Here is a 16,154-nt window from a genome sequence, read left to right as displayed (position 1 = left end):
GATGGACAACGATCAGGAACGGGTTCTTTCATTTACGCGGCGCGCCCTTATTCTGGGCGGGATCAATGGCGCGCTGATGATGACGCTGGCCGGGCGGCTGGCGTGGTTGCAGCTTGCGCAGGGCGACAAATTCCGCACGCTGGCGGAAAACAACCGCATTCAGGTCAAGCTGATCGCGCCGGTTCGCGGGTTGATCTATGACCGCAGCGGGCAAGGACTTGCGATCAACGAGCAGGATTTCCGCGTCCAGATCGTGCCCGAACAGGCCGATGACATCGAGGCGTCTTTGGAAACGCTTTCGCGCATCCTGCCGCTGCGACCCAACGAGATCGACGCGGTTTTGAGTCGCGCACGGCAGCAACCGCGATTTTTGCCGATCGAGATCATCGACAACCTGTCGTGGGAGCAGGTCGCCGCGATCGAGGTCAACATGCCCGATCTGCCGGGTATTTCGATCGATGTCGGGCAACGGCGGTTTTATCCGCAAGGTCCCGCCACCGCGCATGTGGTGGGATATGTCGGCGCGGTCGCGCGCAGCGACCAGACGGGCGACCCGGTTTTGGGCTTGCCGGGATTCCGGGTCGGCAAGACCGGGCTTGAAAAGGCGTTCGAGGACGAATTGCGCGGCGGCGCCGGGACCAGCCGGATCGAGGTCAACGTCGCCGGGCGCACGGTGCGCGAGCTGGAACGCGAGGACGGGACGCCGGGGGAAGACCTGTCTTTGACCATCGATCTGGGTTTGCAGCAAAAGATGCAGGAATATCTGGCGCGCGAGAAAAGCGCGTCGGCGGTGGTGATGGACGCGCATACGGGGGCCGTCTATGCGCTGGCGTCCAGCCCGTCTTTCGACCCCAATCTGTTTTCGACCGGCATTCCGCAAAGCCTGTGGACGCAGTTGACCGGCGACGATACCCATCCGCTCAACGACAAGGCGGTGGGCGGCGTGTATCCGCCGGGTTCGACCTTCAAGATGGTGTCCGCGATGGCGGGGCTGGAGGCCAATGTCATCAAGCCGGGGACGCGCGTGTTCTGTCCCGGCTATTACGACCTTGGCGACCACCGCTTTCACTGCTGGAAGCATAACGGGCACGGCACGGTGAATTTGACGGATGCGTTGGCGCAGTCGTGCGACGTGTTTTTCTATAGCGTGTCGCGCGACATCGGCATCGACCGCATCGCCGCGATGGCGCGGCGTCTTGGATTGGGCGAGGCGCTGGGCATCGAGTTGCCGGAGGAGCGCGCGGGCACGGTGCCGACGCAGGCGTGGAAGGAAAAGACATTTGGCAAAAAATGGGACGGCGGCGAAACCGTGGTCGCCAGCATCGGGCAGGGGTATCTTCTGGCGACGCCGTTGCAATTGGCGACGATGGTCAGCCGGCTGGTCAATGGCGGGGTGGCCGTGCGTCCGTGGCTGGTGGCGCAGGAAGGCGGCCGCGCGACGCCCAACACCGTGCGGACATGGCCGCAAATCGGGCTGAACACCAAGGCGCTGGCGCAGGTCAAGGCGGGAATGGACGCGGTGGTGAACGACGACAAGGGTACGGCGCATCCGTTTGCGATCAAGGACGAGTCCAGGACCATGGGCGGCAAGACCGGGACCGCGCAGGTCCGCCGCATCACCATGCAGCAGCGTAACGAGGGCGTGCCCGCGCAGGAGGACCAACCCTGGAAATACCGCCACCACGGGTTGTTCGTGGGGTATGCGCCCGCGGATGCGCCGCGCTATGTGACCTGCGTGGTGGTCGAGCACGGCGGCGCTTCGGGCGCGGCGGTGCCAATCGCGCGCGACATTTTGCTGGCGGCACAAGACATCGATCCGGCCGCGAAGCCGGTGCAGGCCCCGAAACAGGCGCCGAAAACATCGACCGGGAAGGAGGGCGCATGAACATGTTCCTTGCTCGCGACAATTTCGGGCGCGGCGGATTTTCCGGTCGCGTCGCGGCGGTGCCGTTGCCGCTGGTTTTGGCGGTTGCGGCGCTGGCGTTTGTCGGGTTCGCGGCGCTTTACTCGGCGGCGGGCGGCGACTGGGACCCGTGGGCGCGGCAACAGGCGATCCGGTTCGCGATCGGTTTCATCCTGATGCTGGCGGTGGCGTTGAGCGACCTGAAATGGATTTACCGGCTGGCCTATCCTTTCTGGGCGTTTTGCGTCGCGCTGCTGCTGTTTGTCGAGATCAAGGGCGTGATCGGCATGGGGGCGCGGCGCTGGATCGATCTTGGATTCGTCAACCTGCAGCCTTCCGACCTGATGAAAGTGGCGATCGTCATGGCGCTGGCGCGGTATTATCACGCCTTGCCGCCGGGGCGCGAAAGGCGTCTGCGCACGCTGCTGGTCCCCGCGCTTTTGACCATCGTGCCGGTGGCGTTGATCGTGTTGCAGCCGGACCTTGGCACATCGGTGATGATCGTGATGGTCGCGGCGGCGATGGTGTACATCGGCGGCGCGCCGGGCTGGCTGTTCGCGGGCGGATTCGCGTTGTTCGCCGCGGCGGTGCCAACGGCGTATCATTTTCTGCACGGGTATCAGAAAAAGCGGGTGATGACGTTCCTTGACCCCGAAAGCGATCCGCTGGGCGCGGGGTATCACATTACGCAATCGAAAATCGCCATCGGGTCGGGCGGATTTTCAGGCAAGGGGTATTTGCAAGGGTCCCAGGCGCATCTCAACTTTCTGCCGGAAAAGCATACCGACTTCATTTTCACGATGATCGCCGAGGAATGGGGGTTTGTGGGCGCGATCGCGCTTTTGGCGCTGTTTTCGTTCATTCTTTATCAGGGCTATCGCGTAAGTCTGCGCGCGCGCACGCAATTCGGGCGTCTTCTGGCGCTGGGATTGATCACAAATTATGCGATCTATATCGTCATCAATATCGGCATGGTCACCGGGTTGATGCCCGTGGTGGGTGAGCCGTTGCCGCTGATATCCTATGGCGGCACGGCCATGATCTCGACGCTGTTCGCGTTCGGTCTGATCCTGTCGGTCGCCGTCAACCGCAACGCCAGCCTGCCAAGGGGGTAATCGTCATGTCCAGCCTGTTCGAACCGCTGGAGGCGGGCGCCCTCCATTTGAAAAACCGTGTGGTCATGGCGCCGCTGACACGCGGACGCGCGGGCGAAAGCCGCCTGCCCAACGCGCTGATGGCGCAATATTACGCGCAGCGCGCCGGGGCAGGGCTGATTGTGTCGGAGGCCACGGCGATCAGCCGCGAAGGATACGGCTGGCGCGGCGCACCCGCGATGTACACCGACGAACAGGAGGCGGCATGGCGGCAGGTGACGGACGCCGTGCACGCGGCGGGCGGGCACATGGTTTTGCAGCTTTGGCATATGGGGCGGCTGAGCCATCCCGATCTTCTGGACGGGGACTTGCCGCTTGCGCCTTCCGCCATCGCGGCGGCGGGCGAGCACCGATCGGTACACAAGCCTTACGTTACGCCGCGTGAAATGGGCGCGGACGATATCGCGCGTACGGTCGCCGATTTCGCGGCGGGCGCGCGTCGCGCGATCGGGGCCGGGTTCGACGGGGTCGAGATCCACGCGGCCAACGGATATCTGATCGACCAGTTTCTGCGCGACGGGTCCAACACGCGCAAGGACGGGTATGGCGGCAGTATTTCAAACCGCGCGCGCTTGATGCTGGAGGTTACGCAAGCGGTCGTGGATGCAATCGGCGCCGCGCGTACGGGAATCCGCCTGACGCCAATGAACGGGGTGCAATCCTGCGACGACAGCCGGCTTGAGGAAACCTTCGTCCACGCGGCGGAGGCGCTGAACGATTTCAACCTTGCCTATCTGCATATCCGCGAGGCGGCGGAGGCCAGCGTAATAGGGCCGAAAATGCGCCGCGCGTTCAAAAACACCCTGATCGTCAACGACGGATATGACGGCGCCACGGCCAAACAGGCGGTGGAAACGGGCGCGGCGGATGCGGTGGCGTTCGGGGTCAAATTCATCGCCAACCCGGACCTGCCCGCGCGGTTGGCAGGCGGCACGGCGTTGAATGTGCCTGATATGGCCACGTTTTACAGCGGCGGGGCCGAGGGATATGTCGATTATCCCGCGCTGAGCGAACGGGCCGCATGACAGACGACATCGCCGGATGGCGCGCATGGGTGGGGGCGATCGCCGTCGCCGTATCGTTGATCGCGATGGTGCCGTATCTGGTTTCGACATGGCGCGGGCATACGCGACCGCATGTCTTTTCATGGACGATCTGGGGTGTGTTCAACTTGATGGGCGGGATTGCCCAGATCGTCGATCACGGGGGGCCCGGCGCGTGGGTGAACATCGTGGGTGCGACGACGTGCTGGATTGGCGCGGCGCTTGGGTTTTATCGCAACGGGACGCGGGACATCACGCGCAGCGACTGTTTCGCGGCGGGCGGTGCGGTCATTGGAATCGCCCCATGGGTTTTGACGCACGACCCGCTGTGGTCGGTTGTCATCATCACGTTTGTCGACATGATGGCGTTTTACCCGTCGTTCCGTAAAGGCTGGATCAAGCCGCATGAGGACATGCCGCTGGTTTATGCCGTCAGCGCGCTCAAACATGCGTTGGGCATCGCGGCGTTGACGCGGTTCAACGTGACCACGGTGCTGTTTTCGGCATCGCTGGTATGCACCAACAGCGCGTATGTCGCGATGCTGTTTTTGCGGCGGCGTATGATGCGCGCCGTTTAGGCCGCGTCCTGTTCGCGGAAGGCGATGGATTTATCCTTGAACAGGGATTGGAGTTCGCCGGTTTCGTACATTTCGCGCACGATGTCGCAGCCGCCGACGAATTCACCCTTGACGTAAAGCTGCGGGATGGTCGGCCAGTTGGTGAAGTCCTTGATGCCCTGACGCAATTCGGCGTCGGGCAGGACGTCGACGCCCTTGAACGATACCTGCAAAATCGAAAGAATCTGGACCACCGCGGCGGAGAACCCACATTGCGGAAAGACCGGCGTGCCTTTCATGAACAGCACCACGTCGTTTTCCGAGATGTCTTTTTGAATACGGTCGGCAATGGCGCTCATGGCTGGTCCTTCCCCTGAAAGTTTCTTTTTTTGATGGATTCCAACTATACGCGTGCGGGGGGCGGTTTGCAAATTCGTGCGGCCGTCAGGGCGCGCGCGTGTGGATTTGCAAGGCGTGCAGGTCAGTGCCCAGTTTTCCTTTAAGGGCATTTTGCACCAGTCTGTGCTGGGCCACGCGGGAAAGTCCGGCAAAGGCCGCGGCGGTGATGATGACCGCATAATGATCGCCGTCGCCGCGCAGATCCTCGATACGGATTTCCGCTCCGGGAATACCCTCGCGGAGCCGCTGTTCGATTTCGCGCGCGTCCATCGCCATCAGTTTTTACCGGCCATGTAATCGGGCAGCCACGAGTCGTTCGCCGCGACCAAGTCGCCGACATGCAATGCGCCGCCGGGCAGGATGACACGATCGGGAATGGCGAGGCCCAGCACCTGCGCGGGCACGCCCGCGTCATGCGCCCGTTTTTTCACGGCATCGGGGTCGCGCGTGGCGACCACGTAACGCGCCTGATCCTCGCCGAACCAGAAGGCCGCATCCCCGGGGTGGCCGCCCTTGTCGAGGTCGACGCCGCATTTGCCCGCCATCGCCATTTCCGCCACCGTGACCAGCAGACCGCCACCGGCGATGTCGTGGCAGGCGTGGACAAGCGATTGCGCGATCAGTGTGCGGATCAGGTCGCCGTGGCGTTTTTCCCTTGCAAGATCGACTTGCGGGGCGTCGCCGGTTTCGGTGCCATGGATTTCGCGGGCGAAAAGGGATTGGCCCAGATGCGTGCCGTTCCCGCCGATCAGCATCAGCGTGTCGCCCGCGACGTGCAGCGCGATCCCCATGGATTTGCGCGCATCGTCGATGACGCCGACGCCGCCGATCACAGGCGTGGGCAAAATCGCCTTGCCGCCGGTTTCGTTGTACAGCGACACGTTGCCGGAAACGACCGGATAGTCGAGGGCTTTGCAGGCTTCGGCCATGCCTTCGATCGCCTCCACCAGTTGGCCCATGATTTCCGGTTTTTCCGGGTTGCCGAAATTGAGGTTGTTGGTGATCGCAAGCGGCGTTCCGCCGGTGGCGGTGATGTTGCGCCAGCTTTCGGCCACGGCCTGTTTCGCGCCTTCGCGCGGGTCGGCCTGCACATAGCGCGGCGTGCAGTCGGAGGTGATTATTAGTGCTTTTTGGCGCCCGTCCAGACGCACCACGGCGGCATCGGCCTGCGCGGGGCCGTAGCGCGTTTCACCCCGCACCAGCGGGTCGTATTGTTCGTAAATCCATTTTTTCGAGGCGACATCGGGGCAGGCGACGAGTTTTTCAAGTGCTGCAGCCAGCCCGCCTTCAGGCAGGCGCATGGCGGATTCGGGCAGTTTCGCCGGTTTCGCGGGCGTCGCGGTGGGACGCAGGTATTTCGGCGCCTCGTCAACCAGCGGCGGAACGGGGATATCGCACCACACGCGGCCATACATGGTGAGGGTCAGGAAGCGGCGTTCGACCGTGCGGCCGATCACCGCGAAGTCGAGATCCCATTTGTCGAAGATTTTCTTTGCCTGTTCCTCGCGCCCCGGCTTGAGGATGACGAGCATCCGTTCCTGGCTTTCGGAAAGCATGATCTCGTACGGGACCATGCCGGTTTCGCGCATCGGCACGCGGTCGAGGTCAAGTTCCAGGCCAACATCGCCCTTGGCGGCGATTTCGACCGAGGACGAAGTCAACCCCGCCGCGCCCATGTCCTGCAAGGATACGATGCAATCGGTCTTCATCAGTTCGAGGCAGGCTTCGAGCAAAAGTTTTTCGGTGAAAGGGTCGCCGACCTGCACGGTCGGGCGCTGGTCGTCGCCGCCTTCCTCGAATTCGGCCGAGGCCATGGTCGCGCCATGGATGCCGTCGCGCCCGGTTTTCGAACCGACATAGACGACAGGCTGGCCGACGGCGGCGCCGCGCGAATAGAAAATCTTGTCGGTGTCGGCCACGCCCACGGTCATCGCGTTGACCAGAATGTTGCCGTTATAGGCGGCGTGGAAATCGGTTTCGCCGCCCACGGTGGGCACGCCGACCGAATTGCCGTAGTCGCCGATACCCTTGACCACGCCTGCGACCAGCGCGCGGGTCTTGGGGTGCGACGGGTCGCCGAAACGCAGTGCGTTCAAATTGGCGACCGGGCGCGCGCCCATGGTGAAAACGTCGCGCAATATGCCGCCCACGCCGGTGGCCGCGCCTTGATAGGGTTCGATATAGGACGGATGGTTGTGCGATTCCATCTTGAACACGGCGGCCTGACCATCGCCGATGTCGATCACGCCCGCGCCTTCGCCTGGCCCCTGAATCACCCAAGGCGCGCTGGTGGGCAGTTTGGCCAGATGCGCGCGCGAAGATTTATAGGAACAATGTTCCGACCACATCACCGAAAATACGCCAAGTTCGGTATAGGTCGGCTCGCGCCCCAGTATCTTGAGGATATGATCGTATTCGTCCGCCTTGAGGCCGAAAGAGGCGGCGAGTTCTATGTTCACCGTAGGTTCGCGGAAGGCTTCGGGCAGTTTTTGCGCGGTGTTGTTCATCATCTTACCTCGCGACCGCCGCGCACATGCCGGCGAAAAAGTTTTTGGCGGAGTCGTTGCCGAGGTCTGGGTCGGTCGCGTCCTCCGGGTGGGGCATCATGCCCAGAATGGTCTTGGTTTCGTTGTAGACGCCCGCGATGCGGTCGACCGAGCCGTTGACGTCCTCAAGGTAGCGGAAGGCGATCTGGCCGTTGTCATTCATGGCCTTGAGCGTGTCTGGGGCGACGACGTAGTTGCCTTCGCCATGTGCAACGGGCGTACGAATGACGTCGCCCGGTTTCATCCCGCCGGTAAAAGTTGCGCTGGCGCTTTCCAGCCGCAGATCGACCTGTTTGCAGATAAAGCGCAGCGAGGCGTTGCGCAGCAGCGCGCCGGGGACCAGCCGGGTTTCGACCAGCATCTGGAAGCCGTTGCACACGGCAAGCAGCGGCGTACCCGATTTCGCCAGCCGAATGACTTCCTTCATCACCGGGGAATGGGCCGCGATGGCGCCGCAGCGCAGATAGTCGCCGTAGGAAAATCCGCCGGGCAGGACGATCAGGTCAGGGTTGCCGAGTTCGGTTTCCTTGTGCCAGAGCAGACGCGGGCGTGCGCCTGAAACGCGTTCGATCGCGTCCGCCATGTCCTTTTCGCGGTTGGAACCGGGGAAGACCACCACCACTGATTTCATTTCACGCCTCCAAAGCCCCTTGCCTGTCATGTTGTTTGTCACGCCGGGGGCGCAAAAGACAAGGGAAAAATGCACGATAATCGCGGGAAAACAACGGGTTTGGAAAAAGCGGAAAGAATCCTGTTGGCAAGTATGCGGCGGCGGGCTAGCGTCAACACTCTGGTATAATATTGGTGAGTTGAACACAGGGTAACGGCGGTTAGTAAGACGCCACAAAAAAGAACGATAATAAAGACGCACGGCCCATCGCGGCCGTGCTTTTATATTGTAACCATAATGCGGTGCGCCAAGTGACGCGTTTCAGGCGGCCTTGATCTGTTCCTCCGCCTCATGCAGAAAGCGCGTGAGCATCGAAGCGACCGCGTCGGCGGGGCGGCCCTTTTCGGTCAAATCGGCGGAAACCTTGCCGATGACATCGTTCAGCCCCGGTTCTTTCAGGTTGAAGGCGACAAGGTCGCCCGCATAAATCTTCGCGGCTTCGGTGTCCATGCCTATTTCCTGCGCGGCCCACAGGCCGAGGAGTTTGGTTGCCCGCGCCTCGATCCGGAAACGGGTATCCTGATCGTGGGCGTATTTGGTTTCAAAGGCGTTCTGGCGGTCCTTGAACGAGTCCATGGCGTTTAAGATTTTCCTTCCGTTTGCGGCTGCAAGCCTTTAGTACTGGGGCATATTATATAGGGATATTTCCATGTCTTTGACCAGCGTTTCCTCTCGCCGCCGTCAGATTTACGAAGGCAAGGCCAAAATTCTGTACGAAGGGCCGGAGCCGGGTACGGTCGTCCAGTATTTCAAGGACGACGCGACCGCCGGCAACGGCGCCAAAAAGGATGTGATCGCGGGCAAGGGCATCTTGAACAACCGGATCTCGGCGCATCTGATGACAAGGCTGGAATCGATCGGCGTGCCGACGCATTTCATCAAATCCCTGAACATGCGCGAGCAGTTGATCCGTCAGGTCGAGATCATTCCGATCGAACTGGTGGTGCGCAACGTCGCGGCCGGGTCGCTGTGCAAGCGTTTGGGCATTGCCGAGGGTACGCGCTTGCCGCGTCCGATCGTCGAATTCTATTACAAGAACGACGCGCTGGGCGATCCGATGGTGAACGACGACCATATCGTCAGCTTCGGATGGGCCGATCCGTACGAGATCGAGGAAATGGTCAATCTGGCCTTCCGGTGCAACGACTACCTCAACGGGTTGTTCGCGGGCGTCGGCTTGATGCTGGTCGATTTCAAGCTGGAATTCGGACGCATCTGGGGCGAGCAAGGCGAGCTGTATATCGTGTTGGCCGACGAGATCAGCCCGGATAATTGCCGCCTGTGGGACATGAAGACCCGTGAAAAGATGGATAAGGACCGTTTCCGGCAGGACCTGGGCGGTCTGGTCGAGGCGTATCAGGAGGTCGCGGTGCGTCTGGGCATCATCCCGCGCGAGGCGCTGGTCGCGGGCGGTTTCAATGAAAAGCTGATGTCGAATCTGGAAGAAATCGAAAACGAACTGGGCGATGCGCGGAGCCTGCGCGCCGTCAACAAAACCAAACCGAAGAAGTAAGGCCGTCATGAAAGCCGTCATCCATGTTTCATTGAAGAAAGCCATTCTGGATCCTCAGGGCAAGGCAATCGCCCATGCCCTTAAATCCATGGGATTTGATGAGGTCGAGGAGGCGCGACAGGGCAAGGTGATCGAGTTGCAGCTTTCCGGCAAGGGCGACGAGGCGCGGCTGAAGGATATGTGCGACCGGTTGCTCGCCAATCCGGTGATCGAGGATTACAAAATTGAGGTGGTTGCGTAGGATTCAACCACCAAGTTCACCAAGAACATTAGGTTTTTTGCGATCTTGGGGCGTTTCCTTTTTAGACTGACGCAATTTTTCGCTCGTCATTACCCGCATACACGGGTAATGACGGTTTTTGTAATGACTTAGCCTGATCGCAGAATGCTCTTAAATAAGCACAAATCCATTCGTCCATCGCTTGAACACCTTGTTCAAAACGACCGGCATTTCAAAAAAATCTTCACGCTTTCAGATATCGACTCTATCGCGCACCGGCATCGCCCGTGCAGCTATGCGGCGTTCGTACGCACCATCGTGGGACAGCAGCTTTCGACAAAGGCTGCCGCGACGATCTGGGGACGGGTCGCCGCACTGGCCGATCCGTTCGTGCCTGAAACCGTGCTTGCGCTTGATGATGCGGCGTTGCGTGGCGCGGGGCTTTCGGGGCAGAAAATCGGGTATCTGCGCGGGTTGAGCGCGGCGGTCGCGGCGGGGGATTTTAGTTTTTCCCGTCTGCGGCACATGGACGATGCCGAGGTCATCGCCGCGATTACCGCGCTTAAAGGATTCGGGCGCTGGAGCGCCGAGATGGTTTTGATTTTCGCGCTGGCGCGCCTTGATGTTTTTTCAGGCGGCGATCTGGGGCTGCGCGAAGGGATGCGCCGGGTGCTGAAGCTGGACGCGCGGCCGAGCGAGAAGGCGGCCGTCAAGCTGGCCGAACGCTGGGCGGGGCACCGGACGGCGGCATCCTTGTTGCTGTGGCATACGCAAACCCTGCGCGATTAGAAAATCCTAAAACCCGAATTGTTCGTCGCGGATGCGATCTTCAAGGCTGTGGTCCGGCGCGAACAGCAAGGTCGCCTTTTGCGCGCGGTCGAGACGGATGTCGAGCGAAGCCACGGATTCCACCGCGTTGAAATCGGCGATGGCATGAACCGGGCGGCGTTCGGGGTCGAGGACGTCTAGGGTGATGCGCGAGGTGTCGGAAAGCAGCGCGCCCGACCAGCGGCGCGGGCGGAACGGACAGATAGGGGTGAGCGCAAGCAGGCTTGCATCCAGCGGCAGGATCGGCCCCTGCGCGGAGAGGTTATAGGCGGTGGAGCCCAGCGGCGTCGCCACCAGCGCACCGTCGCCGACCAGTTGTTCCATGCGCGTTTGTCCGTCGATGACGATGCGCAGCTTGGCTGCCTGAACGCCGGTGCGGACCAGCGAGACTTCGTTGAAGGCGATTTCCTCTTGCGTTTTTCCGTCCAGTGTTTGTGCGGTCATGCGCAAGGGGTGGACCGATACGGGTTTGGCGGCCGCGATCGCGGCGGTAATGTCGACATCCGCGCCAGCCGGATTGAGCAGGAATCCGTGCGTGCCGCGATTAATGCCGTAAAACGGTTTGTTCAGATGCATATACTCGTGCAGGGCGCGCAGCAGAAATCCATCACCGCCCAGCGTGACGATGATGTCGGCTTCCTCCGGCGCGACGGGCGTGGTACGCGCGCGCAGCAGTTCGACGTCTTGTGCAAGGTCGCGTTTTCCGGAGGCGAGGAGCGCGATTTTCATCAGGCGGCGACTCCGCTGGCATCCTCGCCCTTGCCGCCATGGGCAACCGACCAGGCGACCGGATCGGCGAGGAAGGATTCGAGAGAGGCCAGCATCTTTTCATCAAAGCGTTTTTCTGCGCGCGCCAGATCGATGATGTCGCGCCAGCTGGCGAGGGCCAGAAGTTTCAGACCTTCGTCGGCCATGAATTTTGCCGCGCTGGCATGGCCGTAGGTGAAGATCACGCATACATGTTCGACAATCGCGTCGGCGGCGCGCAGGGCGTCGACGAAAACCTTGACGCTGTTGCCGTAGTTTTGCAAATCCTCGCAAATCAGGACGCGTTTGCCATGGTCCAGATGGCCTTCGATCTGGGCGTTGCGTCCGACGCCCTTGGCCTTTTTGCGGACGTAGATCATCGGCTTTTCCAGACGGTCGGCGATGAAGGCGGCGTAAGGGATGCCCGCCGTTTCGCCGCCGGCCACGACGTCAGTGTCCGGCGCCTGTGCGCGGATCGCCTGCGCCGCGAAATCCATCAGGGTTTTGCGTTCTTTCGGGAAGGAGATCAGACGGCGACAATCGACATAGACCGGGCCTACGCGGCCCGATGTGTAGGTGAAAGGCGGATTGTCGCGGATCAGCACGGATTGCGTATCAAGCAAGATACGCGCGGTTTCGCGCGCGATGTCATTTTGTGCGGTCATTGGATACCCCCCCCCCACGGCAAATGTTTGGACGTTCTTGGTTGTGCCAGCCCGCGCGGGTCAGATCAAGCCTATTGGCTGACCCACAGGATACGCGCGATCCACAATATCTCGGCGGCGGCAAGGGTGCGGTCGTCGTGGTCGGGGTTAAGCGAGTGCAGTTCGATGCGCTGCATCGTCTTGCGCGTCAGTTCCTTGGCCATTACCTCGCCACGCCTTGTCTTAACGACGACGCGGTCGCCCTTGCGCAATTGCGCGGCCGGGTTGACGACCACGATGTCGCCGTCGCGATACAGCGGGCGCATCGAATCCCCCTGAATTTCCAGGGCATAGGTGTTGTCGTCGAAAGATTGCGTATCGGGAAAGCGGATTTCGTCCCATGCCGCGCCGACCGGGAATCCGGCATCGTCGAAATATCCGTCGCGTCCCGCCTGCGCCAGCCCGATCAACGGAATCGCGCGCGGCCCGCCCGCAGGACGCGCGTGAATGGTGATTTCACGGGTTTCGACCAGCGCGATGAAATCGGACATGCTCGCGCCCGTGACCTGCAGCACCTTGGAGATGCTTTCGGTCGACGGCCAGCGGGGTTTTCCTTCCGGGCTGATGCGTTTTGAGCGGTTGAAGGCGGTGGGGTCCAGCCCCGCCTTGCGGGCAAGGCCGGAGGTGGAAAAGCCCGCGCTTTCGGCAAGACGGTCGATGGCGATCCAGATGGTGTCGTGGGAAATCATGCTTAAGAAGTGGGCGTTGAGGCGAAATATCTAGGAAAACTGTCATATAGGAATCGGGCTAGGTAAATAGGAAAATAGTCACTTTTTGTGTAGCTAAAAAGCCAAATCAAACTTTCCGATGTGTAAATCCCTGGCATTTTAATAGGAATATAATCATATAATTTTCTTGACAGCGCAGGGTGTTTTGATCAATTTGGAACAAAACAAGAACAAAGACAAGCCCAAAGGACCACTCCGCCATGCGCAAGCCCCCACACGCCCCCGCCCGCACCAGCCACCAGACCTGTCATCCCTTCGCAACCGCCGAAGAGGCGTGGTTCTGGTTCATCGACGCCAATCAGGCGCGGCTTGACGGTGCGCGGTTCACGGCAGCGCGCGGCAATATCCGCCGCCCGTGCGAGCCTGTGGACATTTTACGCATCATGGACCGGCTGCACCGCACGCGGCGTCTTTCGATGGATCATTTCCGCGTGTTGCGGTTTTACGGGTTGCGGCAGATGCCGCCCGAAGCCTGGCGCCGGTCGGAGGCGCGGGCCGCGACGCTGTGGCGCGAGGCGATGCGCGCGATCGAGCCCGTGCTGATCGCCAAGGGCATTTTGCGCGACCCTTTGTGTACGCGCGTGCGTCTGGACGACGCGGCGGGCGAGTCCGCCATCGTGCCGCTGTGGCTGATGGCCGGAGCCGCACAGTCCGGAATATCCAGCGGGGCGCGGCGATGAACGAGATCTGGATCGCGTTTTCCGGCAAGGCGGATATCCGTCTGTTGCGCTTGTTGCGCCCCGGATTCAGGCATTGTTTCGCGCTTATGCGCGTAAGCGGTCAGCGCGGCGGTCAATGGCTGTTCGTCGATTCCATGCTGCACCGGCTGGAGGTGCGGGGATGTGATTTCCCCGTGGATTTCGATATGCCGCGGCATCTGCGCGCGCAAGGTTATCGCGTCATCCGCGCGCCGCGTCTTGATCCCGCGCCACGTTTCGCGGGCATCCGCCCGTTCACCTGTGTCGAGGCGATGAAGCGCCTGATCGGGCTGGATGCGCGGTTCGTGTTCACGCCGTGGCAGCTTTATCGCCACCTTGTTTCCATCACCCGTGCTTGAAAAGGAGTCCATCATGGGAAGCCTGTATTCCAAACCAAAAATTCCGGCCAGCGTCGTGACCTATGCCGCGCCCGCCGCCGATACGACAGCGGCGAGTGCCGCGACGACAGCATCTGCATCCACCTCCACCTCCGTCGCGGCCAGCGAGAGCGCCGCCACTGACGCCGCGCTGGCGGCTGAAAGCGAAAAGGCCGCGGCGGCGGTGCGGCGGCGCAGCCTGCCGCAAACCATCTTGACGTCGTTTCGCGGTGTTCTGGATCAGAACGCGTGGATGCCCACGCGCAAAAGCCTGCTGGGAGAATGACCATGCGCGAGCCAATACAGGTGAATACAAAAGATAACGGCGCGGCCGATGCCGCGCGGATCGCCGACCAGTATGCGAAGGCGCGCGCCGCGCGCGCCGGTTGGGAAGGGGTGTGGCGCGCATGTTACGCCTATGCCTTGCCCAACAGCGATGCGTTCACGGCGCGGACCACGGCCGCGCAGGTGTTCGATGGCACGGCAATGGACGCGGTGGACCAGCTTGCGTCTTCACTTCTGGCCAATCTGACGCCGCCATGGTCGTCATGGTTCGGGCTGAAACCCGGCCCGGCGCTTTCGGCGGCGGAGGCGACGGCGCTGGCGCCGGCGCTGGAGGGTGCGGCGCGGATCCTGCAAGCGCATTTCGACCGCAGCAATTTCGCGGTGGAGATGCACCAGGCGTTTCTCGACCTTGTCACTGCGGGCACCGGCACATTGTTGTTCGAGGAAACCGCGCCGGGGCAGATGTCGGCGTTCCGGTTCACCGCGCTGCCGCTGTCCAGCGTCACGCTGGAAGAAAGCCCGGCTAGTGGCCGGTTGGAGCGCGTCTACCGTGAAAACGCGATGGATGCGGAAACGTTGCGCGCGCGTTTTCCCGAAATCGAACTGCCGCCCGCCATCGCGCGCGAACGCGACGGGCAACGTAAATGGCGGGTCATCGAATACGCCGCGCCGGATGCCGAAAAGCCGTTCGTGCGTTACGGAGTCGTGCTGGCGGATCAAAGCGCGCAGGCCGTGCTGGCGCAGGCCAGCCTGCCCGCGTCGCCATTTATCGCGTTTCGCTGGGCCAAGGCGCCGGGCGACGTGTACGGGCGTTCGCCGGTGATGAAGGCTTTGCCCGACATCAAGACCGCGAACAAGGTGGTCGAGTTGATTCTCAAGAACGCGTCGATCGCGGTGACCGGTATCTGGCAGGCGGACGATGACGGGGTGCTCAACCCCGCGACCATCGACCTGACGCCGGGCAGCATCATTCCGAAGGCGGTCGGCTCGCAAGGGCTTAAGCCTTTGGAAATGCCGGGGCGGTTCGATGTCAGCCAATTGGTGCTTGACGATTTGCGCGCGCGCATTCGCCACGCGCTTTTGATCGACCGGCTGGGCCAGATCGGCGATCGGCGGATGACCGCGACCGAGGTGCTGGAGCGTTCGGGGGAAATGGCGCTGCTTTTGGGCGCGACGTACGGGCGATTGCAATCGGAATTGCTGACGCCGCTGATCGCGCGCGCATGGGCGATATTGCGGCGGCGCGGCGAGGTGCCGGACGTCGCCATCGACGGACGCACGGTGCAACTGGATTACCGCAGCCCGCTTGCGCGCGCGCAGGGACAGCGCGGGGTGCAGAACACCATCAACTGGATCACCACGACGCTGGGCATGGGGGCCGAGGCCGCAATAGCCATCGACCTGCCCGAAGCCGCGCGGTTCATCGGCGAATCGCTGGGCGTGCCCAGCGACCTGATCCGCAAAGACCTTTCACAGATCACACAGAAGGAGACCAAGGACCATGTTCCGGCTGATACAAAAACAGTTTCGTAAATCCCTGCTGCAGGAGGAGGGCGGTCCGGCGCCGACGCGGGCCGAGGCGCCGCGCATTTTCGCCCGAGTCTTTTCCGGTCCGGACGGGGCGTGCGCGCTGTCTTACCTGCGCGCCACCGTCAACGCACGCGTCGCGGGACCGGAGGCAGGCGAGGCCATGCTGCGTTATCAGGACGGGCAACGCGGTCTTTTGCAAACCATCACCGGCCTGATCGAACAAGGCCGCAATCAAAACCAAGGAGAGTGAAG

The 16,154-nt window shown here is 61.9% G+C and carries 20 protein-coding genes; 12 read left to right on the top strand and 8 right to left on the bottom strand.

What is annotated here, in order from left to right; all coding sequences use genetic code 11:
• Position 1: 1 nt before the first annotated feature.
• Genes mrdA through H6866_03080 form a run of 4 tightly spaced genes read left to right on the top strand, consistent with a single transcriptional unit; the run spans position 2 to position 4,678 of the window.
• Positions 2-1,885 (top strand): penicillin-binding protein 2, encoded by a 1,884-nt coding sequence (gene mrdA / locus H6866_03095; GenBank protein ID USO08213.1) that lies wholly within the window; start codon positions 2-4, stop codon positions 1,883-1,885.
• A 2-nt stretch (positions 1,886-1,887) separates the two neighbouring features.
• Positions 1,888-3,018: a rod shape-determining protein RodA gene (rodA, locus tag H6866_03090; GenBank protein USO08575.1), complete on the top strand. Its 1,131-nt coding sequence runs from the start codon at positions 1,888-1,890 to the stop codon at positions 3,016-3,018.
• A gap of 5 nt (positions 3,019-3,023) precedes the next feature.
• Entirely contained in the window at positions 3,024-4,082 is a 1,059-nt protein-coding gene (locus H6866_03085) for an alkene reductase (GenBank protein ID USO08212.1), read from the top strand.
• Positions 4,079-4,678: a hypothetical protein gene (locus tag H6866_03080; GenBank protein USO08211.1), complete on the top strand. Its 600-nt coding sequence runs from the start codon at positions 4,079-4,081 to the stop codon at positions 4,676-4,678. The genes H6866_03085 and H6866_03080 overlap by 4 nt, the downstream gene beginning before the upstream one ends.
• Here the strand turns inward: H6866_03080 and grxD are convergent.
• The 5 genes from grxD to H6866_03055 form a co-directional block, all read right to left on the bottom strand.
• Positions 4,675-5,016: a Grx4 family monothiol glutaredoxin gene (grxD, locus tag H6866_03075; GenBank protein USO08210.1), complete on the bottom strand. Its 342-nt coding sequence runs from the start codon at positions 5,014-5,016 to the stop codon at positions 4,675-4,677. The two genes, H6866_03080 and grxD, sit on opposite strands and share 4 nt — an antisense overlap.
• A gap of 85 nt (positions 5,017-5,101) precedes the next feature.
• A complete protein-coding gene (locus tag H6866_03070) occupies positions 5,102-5,332 on the bottom strand; it encodes a BolA family transcriptional regulator (GenBank protein USO08209.1) in 231 nt (76 codons plus the stop codon).
• The gene (purL, locus tag H6866_03065) at positions 5,332-7,563 is read right to left on the bottom strand and encodes a phosphoribosylformylglycinamidine synthase subunit PurL (GenBank protein USO08574.1); all 2,232 of its coding nucleotides are present in this window, start codon (positions 7,561-7,563) and stop codon (positions 5,332-5,334) included. Before purL ends, H6866_03070 begins: the two co-directional genes overlap by 1 nt.
• Positions 7,564-7,567: 4 nt before the next feature.
• Positions 7,568-8,233 carry a phosphoribosylformylglycinamidine synthase subunit PurQ gene (purQ, locus tag H6866_03060; GenBank protein ID USO08573.1) on the bottom strand — a complete coding sequence of 222 codons (666 nt, stop codon included), beginning with the start codon at positions 8,231-8,233 and terminating at the stop codon, positions 7,568-7,570.
• Between the two features lie 300 nt (positions 8,234-8,533).
• Entirely contained in the window at positions 8,534-8,848 is a 315-nt protein-coding gene (locus H6866_03055) for a DUF1476 domain-containing protein (GenBank protein USO08208.1), read from the bottom strand.
• A gap of 73 nt (positions 8,849-8,921) precedes the next feature.
• On the opposite strand from H6866_03055, the gene H6866_03050 reads away from it, so the two are divergent.
• The 3 genes from H6866_03050 (at position 8,922) to H6866_03040 (ending at position 10,794) form a co-directional block, all read left to right on the top strand.
• Positions 8,922-9,785, top strand: a complete 864-nt coding sequence (locus H6866_03050) for a phosphoribosylaminoimidazolesuccinocarboxamide synthase (protein USO08207.1) — start codon at positions 8,922-8,924, stop codon at positions 9,783-9,785.
• A 7-nt stretch (positions 9,786-9,792) separates the two neighbouring features.
• Complete coding sequence (purS, locus tag H6866_03045) at positions 9,793-10,026, top strand: phosphoribosylformylglycinamidine synthase subunit PurS (protein USO08206.1); 234 nt, start codon at positions 9,793-9,795, stop codon at positions 10,024-10,026.
• A 144-nt stretch (positions 10,027-10,170) separates the two neighbouring features.
• Complete coding sequence (locus H6866_03040; GenBank protein USO08205.1) at positions 10,171-10,794, top strand: DNA-3-methyladenine glycosylase 2 family protein; 624 nt, start codon at positions 10,171-10,173, stop codon at positions 10,792-10,794.
• Positions 10,795-10,800: 6 nt separating this feature from the next.
• Here the strand turns inward: H6866_03040 and H6866_03035 are convergent, their stop codons facing one another.
• From H6866_03035 to H6866_03025, 3 genes are all read right to left on the bottom strand, one after another.
• Complete coding sequence (locus H6866_03035; GenBank protein ID USO08204.1) at positions 10,801-11,562, bottom strand: NAD kinase; 762 nt, start codon at positions 11,560-11,562, stop codon at positions 10,801-10,803.
• Positions 11,562-12,245: an orotate phosphoribosyltransferase gene (locus H6866_03030; protein ID USO08203.1), complete on the bottom strand. Its 684-nt coding sequence runs from the start codon at positions 12,243-12,245 to the stop codon at positions 11,562-11,564. The genes H6866_03035 and H6866_03030 overlap by 1 nt, the downstream gene beginning before the upstream one ends.
• A gap of 71 nt (positions 12,246-12,316) precedes the next feature.
• Positions 12,317-12,973, bottom strand: coding sequence for a helix-turn-helix transcriptional regulator (locus tag H6866_03025; protein USO08202.1), 657 nt, complete (start codon positions 12,971-12,973; stop codon positions 12,317-12,319).
• Positions 12,974-13,299: 326 nt separating this feature from the next.
• On the opposite strand from H6866_03025, the gene H6866_03020 reads away from it, so the two are divergent.
• From H6866_03020 to H6866_03000, 5 genes are read left to right on the top strand one after another with little or no spacing between them, the layout of a single operon-like run.
• Positions 13,300-13,692: a hypothetical protein gene (locus tag H6866_03020; GenBank protein ID USO08572.1), complete on the top strand. Its 393-nt coding sequence runs from the start codon at positions 13,300-13,302 to the stop codon at positions 13,690-13,692.
• Positions 13,689-14,069: a hypothetical protein gene (locus tag H6866_03015; GenBank protein ID USO08201.1), complete on the top strand. Its 381-nt coding sequence runs from the start codon at positions 13,689-13,691 to the stop codon at positions 14,067-14,069. The genes H6866_03020 and H6866_03015 overlap by 4 nt, the downstream gene beginning before the upstream one ends.
• 13 nt (positions 14,070-14,082) lie before the next feature.
• The gene (locus tag H6866_03010; GenBank protein ID USO08200.1) at positions 14,083-14,373 is read left to right on the top strand and encodes a hypothetical protein; all 291 of its coding nucleotides are present in this window, start codon (positions 14,083-14,085) and stop codon (positions 14,371-14,373) included.
• Positions 14,370-15,905 carry a head-tail connector protein gene (locus H6866_03005; GenBank protein USO08199.1) on the top strand — a complete coding sequence of 512 codons (1,536 nt, stop codon included), beginning with the start codon at positions 14,370-14,372 and terminating at the stop codon, positions 15,903-15,905. Before H6866_03010 ends, H6866_03005 begins: the two co-directional genes overlap by 4 nt.
• A complete protein-coding gene (locus H6866_03000; GenBank protein USO08198.1) occupies positions 15,874-16,152 on the top strand; it encodes a hypothetical protein in 279 nt (92 codons plus the stop codon). Before H6866_03005 ends, H6866_03000 begins: the two co-directional genes overlap by 32 nt.
• Positions 16,153-16,154: the final 2 nt, after the last annotated feature.

The sequence above is a fragment of the Rhodospirillales bacterium genome, from assembly GCA_023898805.1.
Taxonomy (GTDB): domain Bacteria; phylum Pseudomonadota; class Alphaproteobacteria; order Micavibrionales; family UBA1664; genus UBA6145.
Note: the sequence above shows the minus strand (reverse complement) of the source record. Positions and strands in the feature narration are given on the sequence as shown.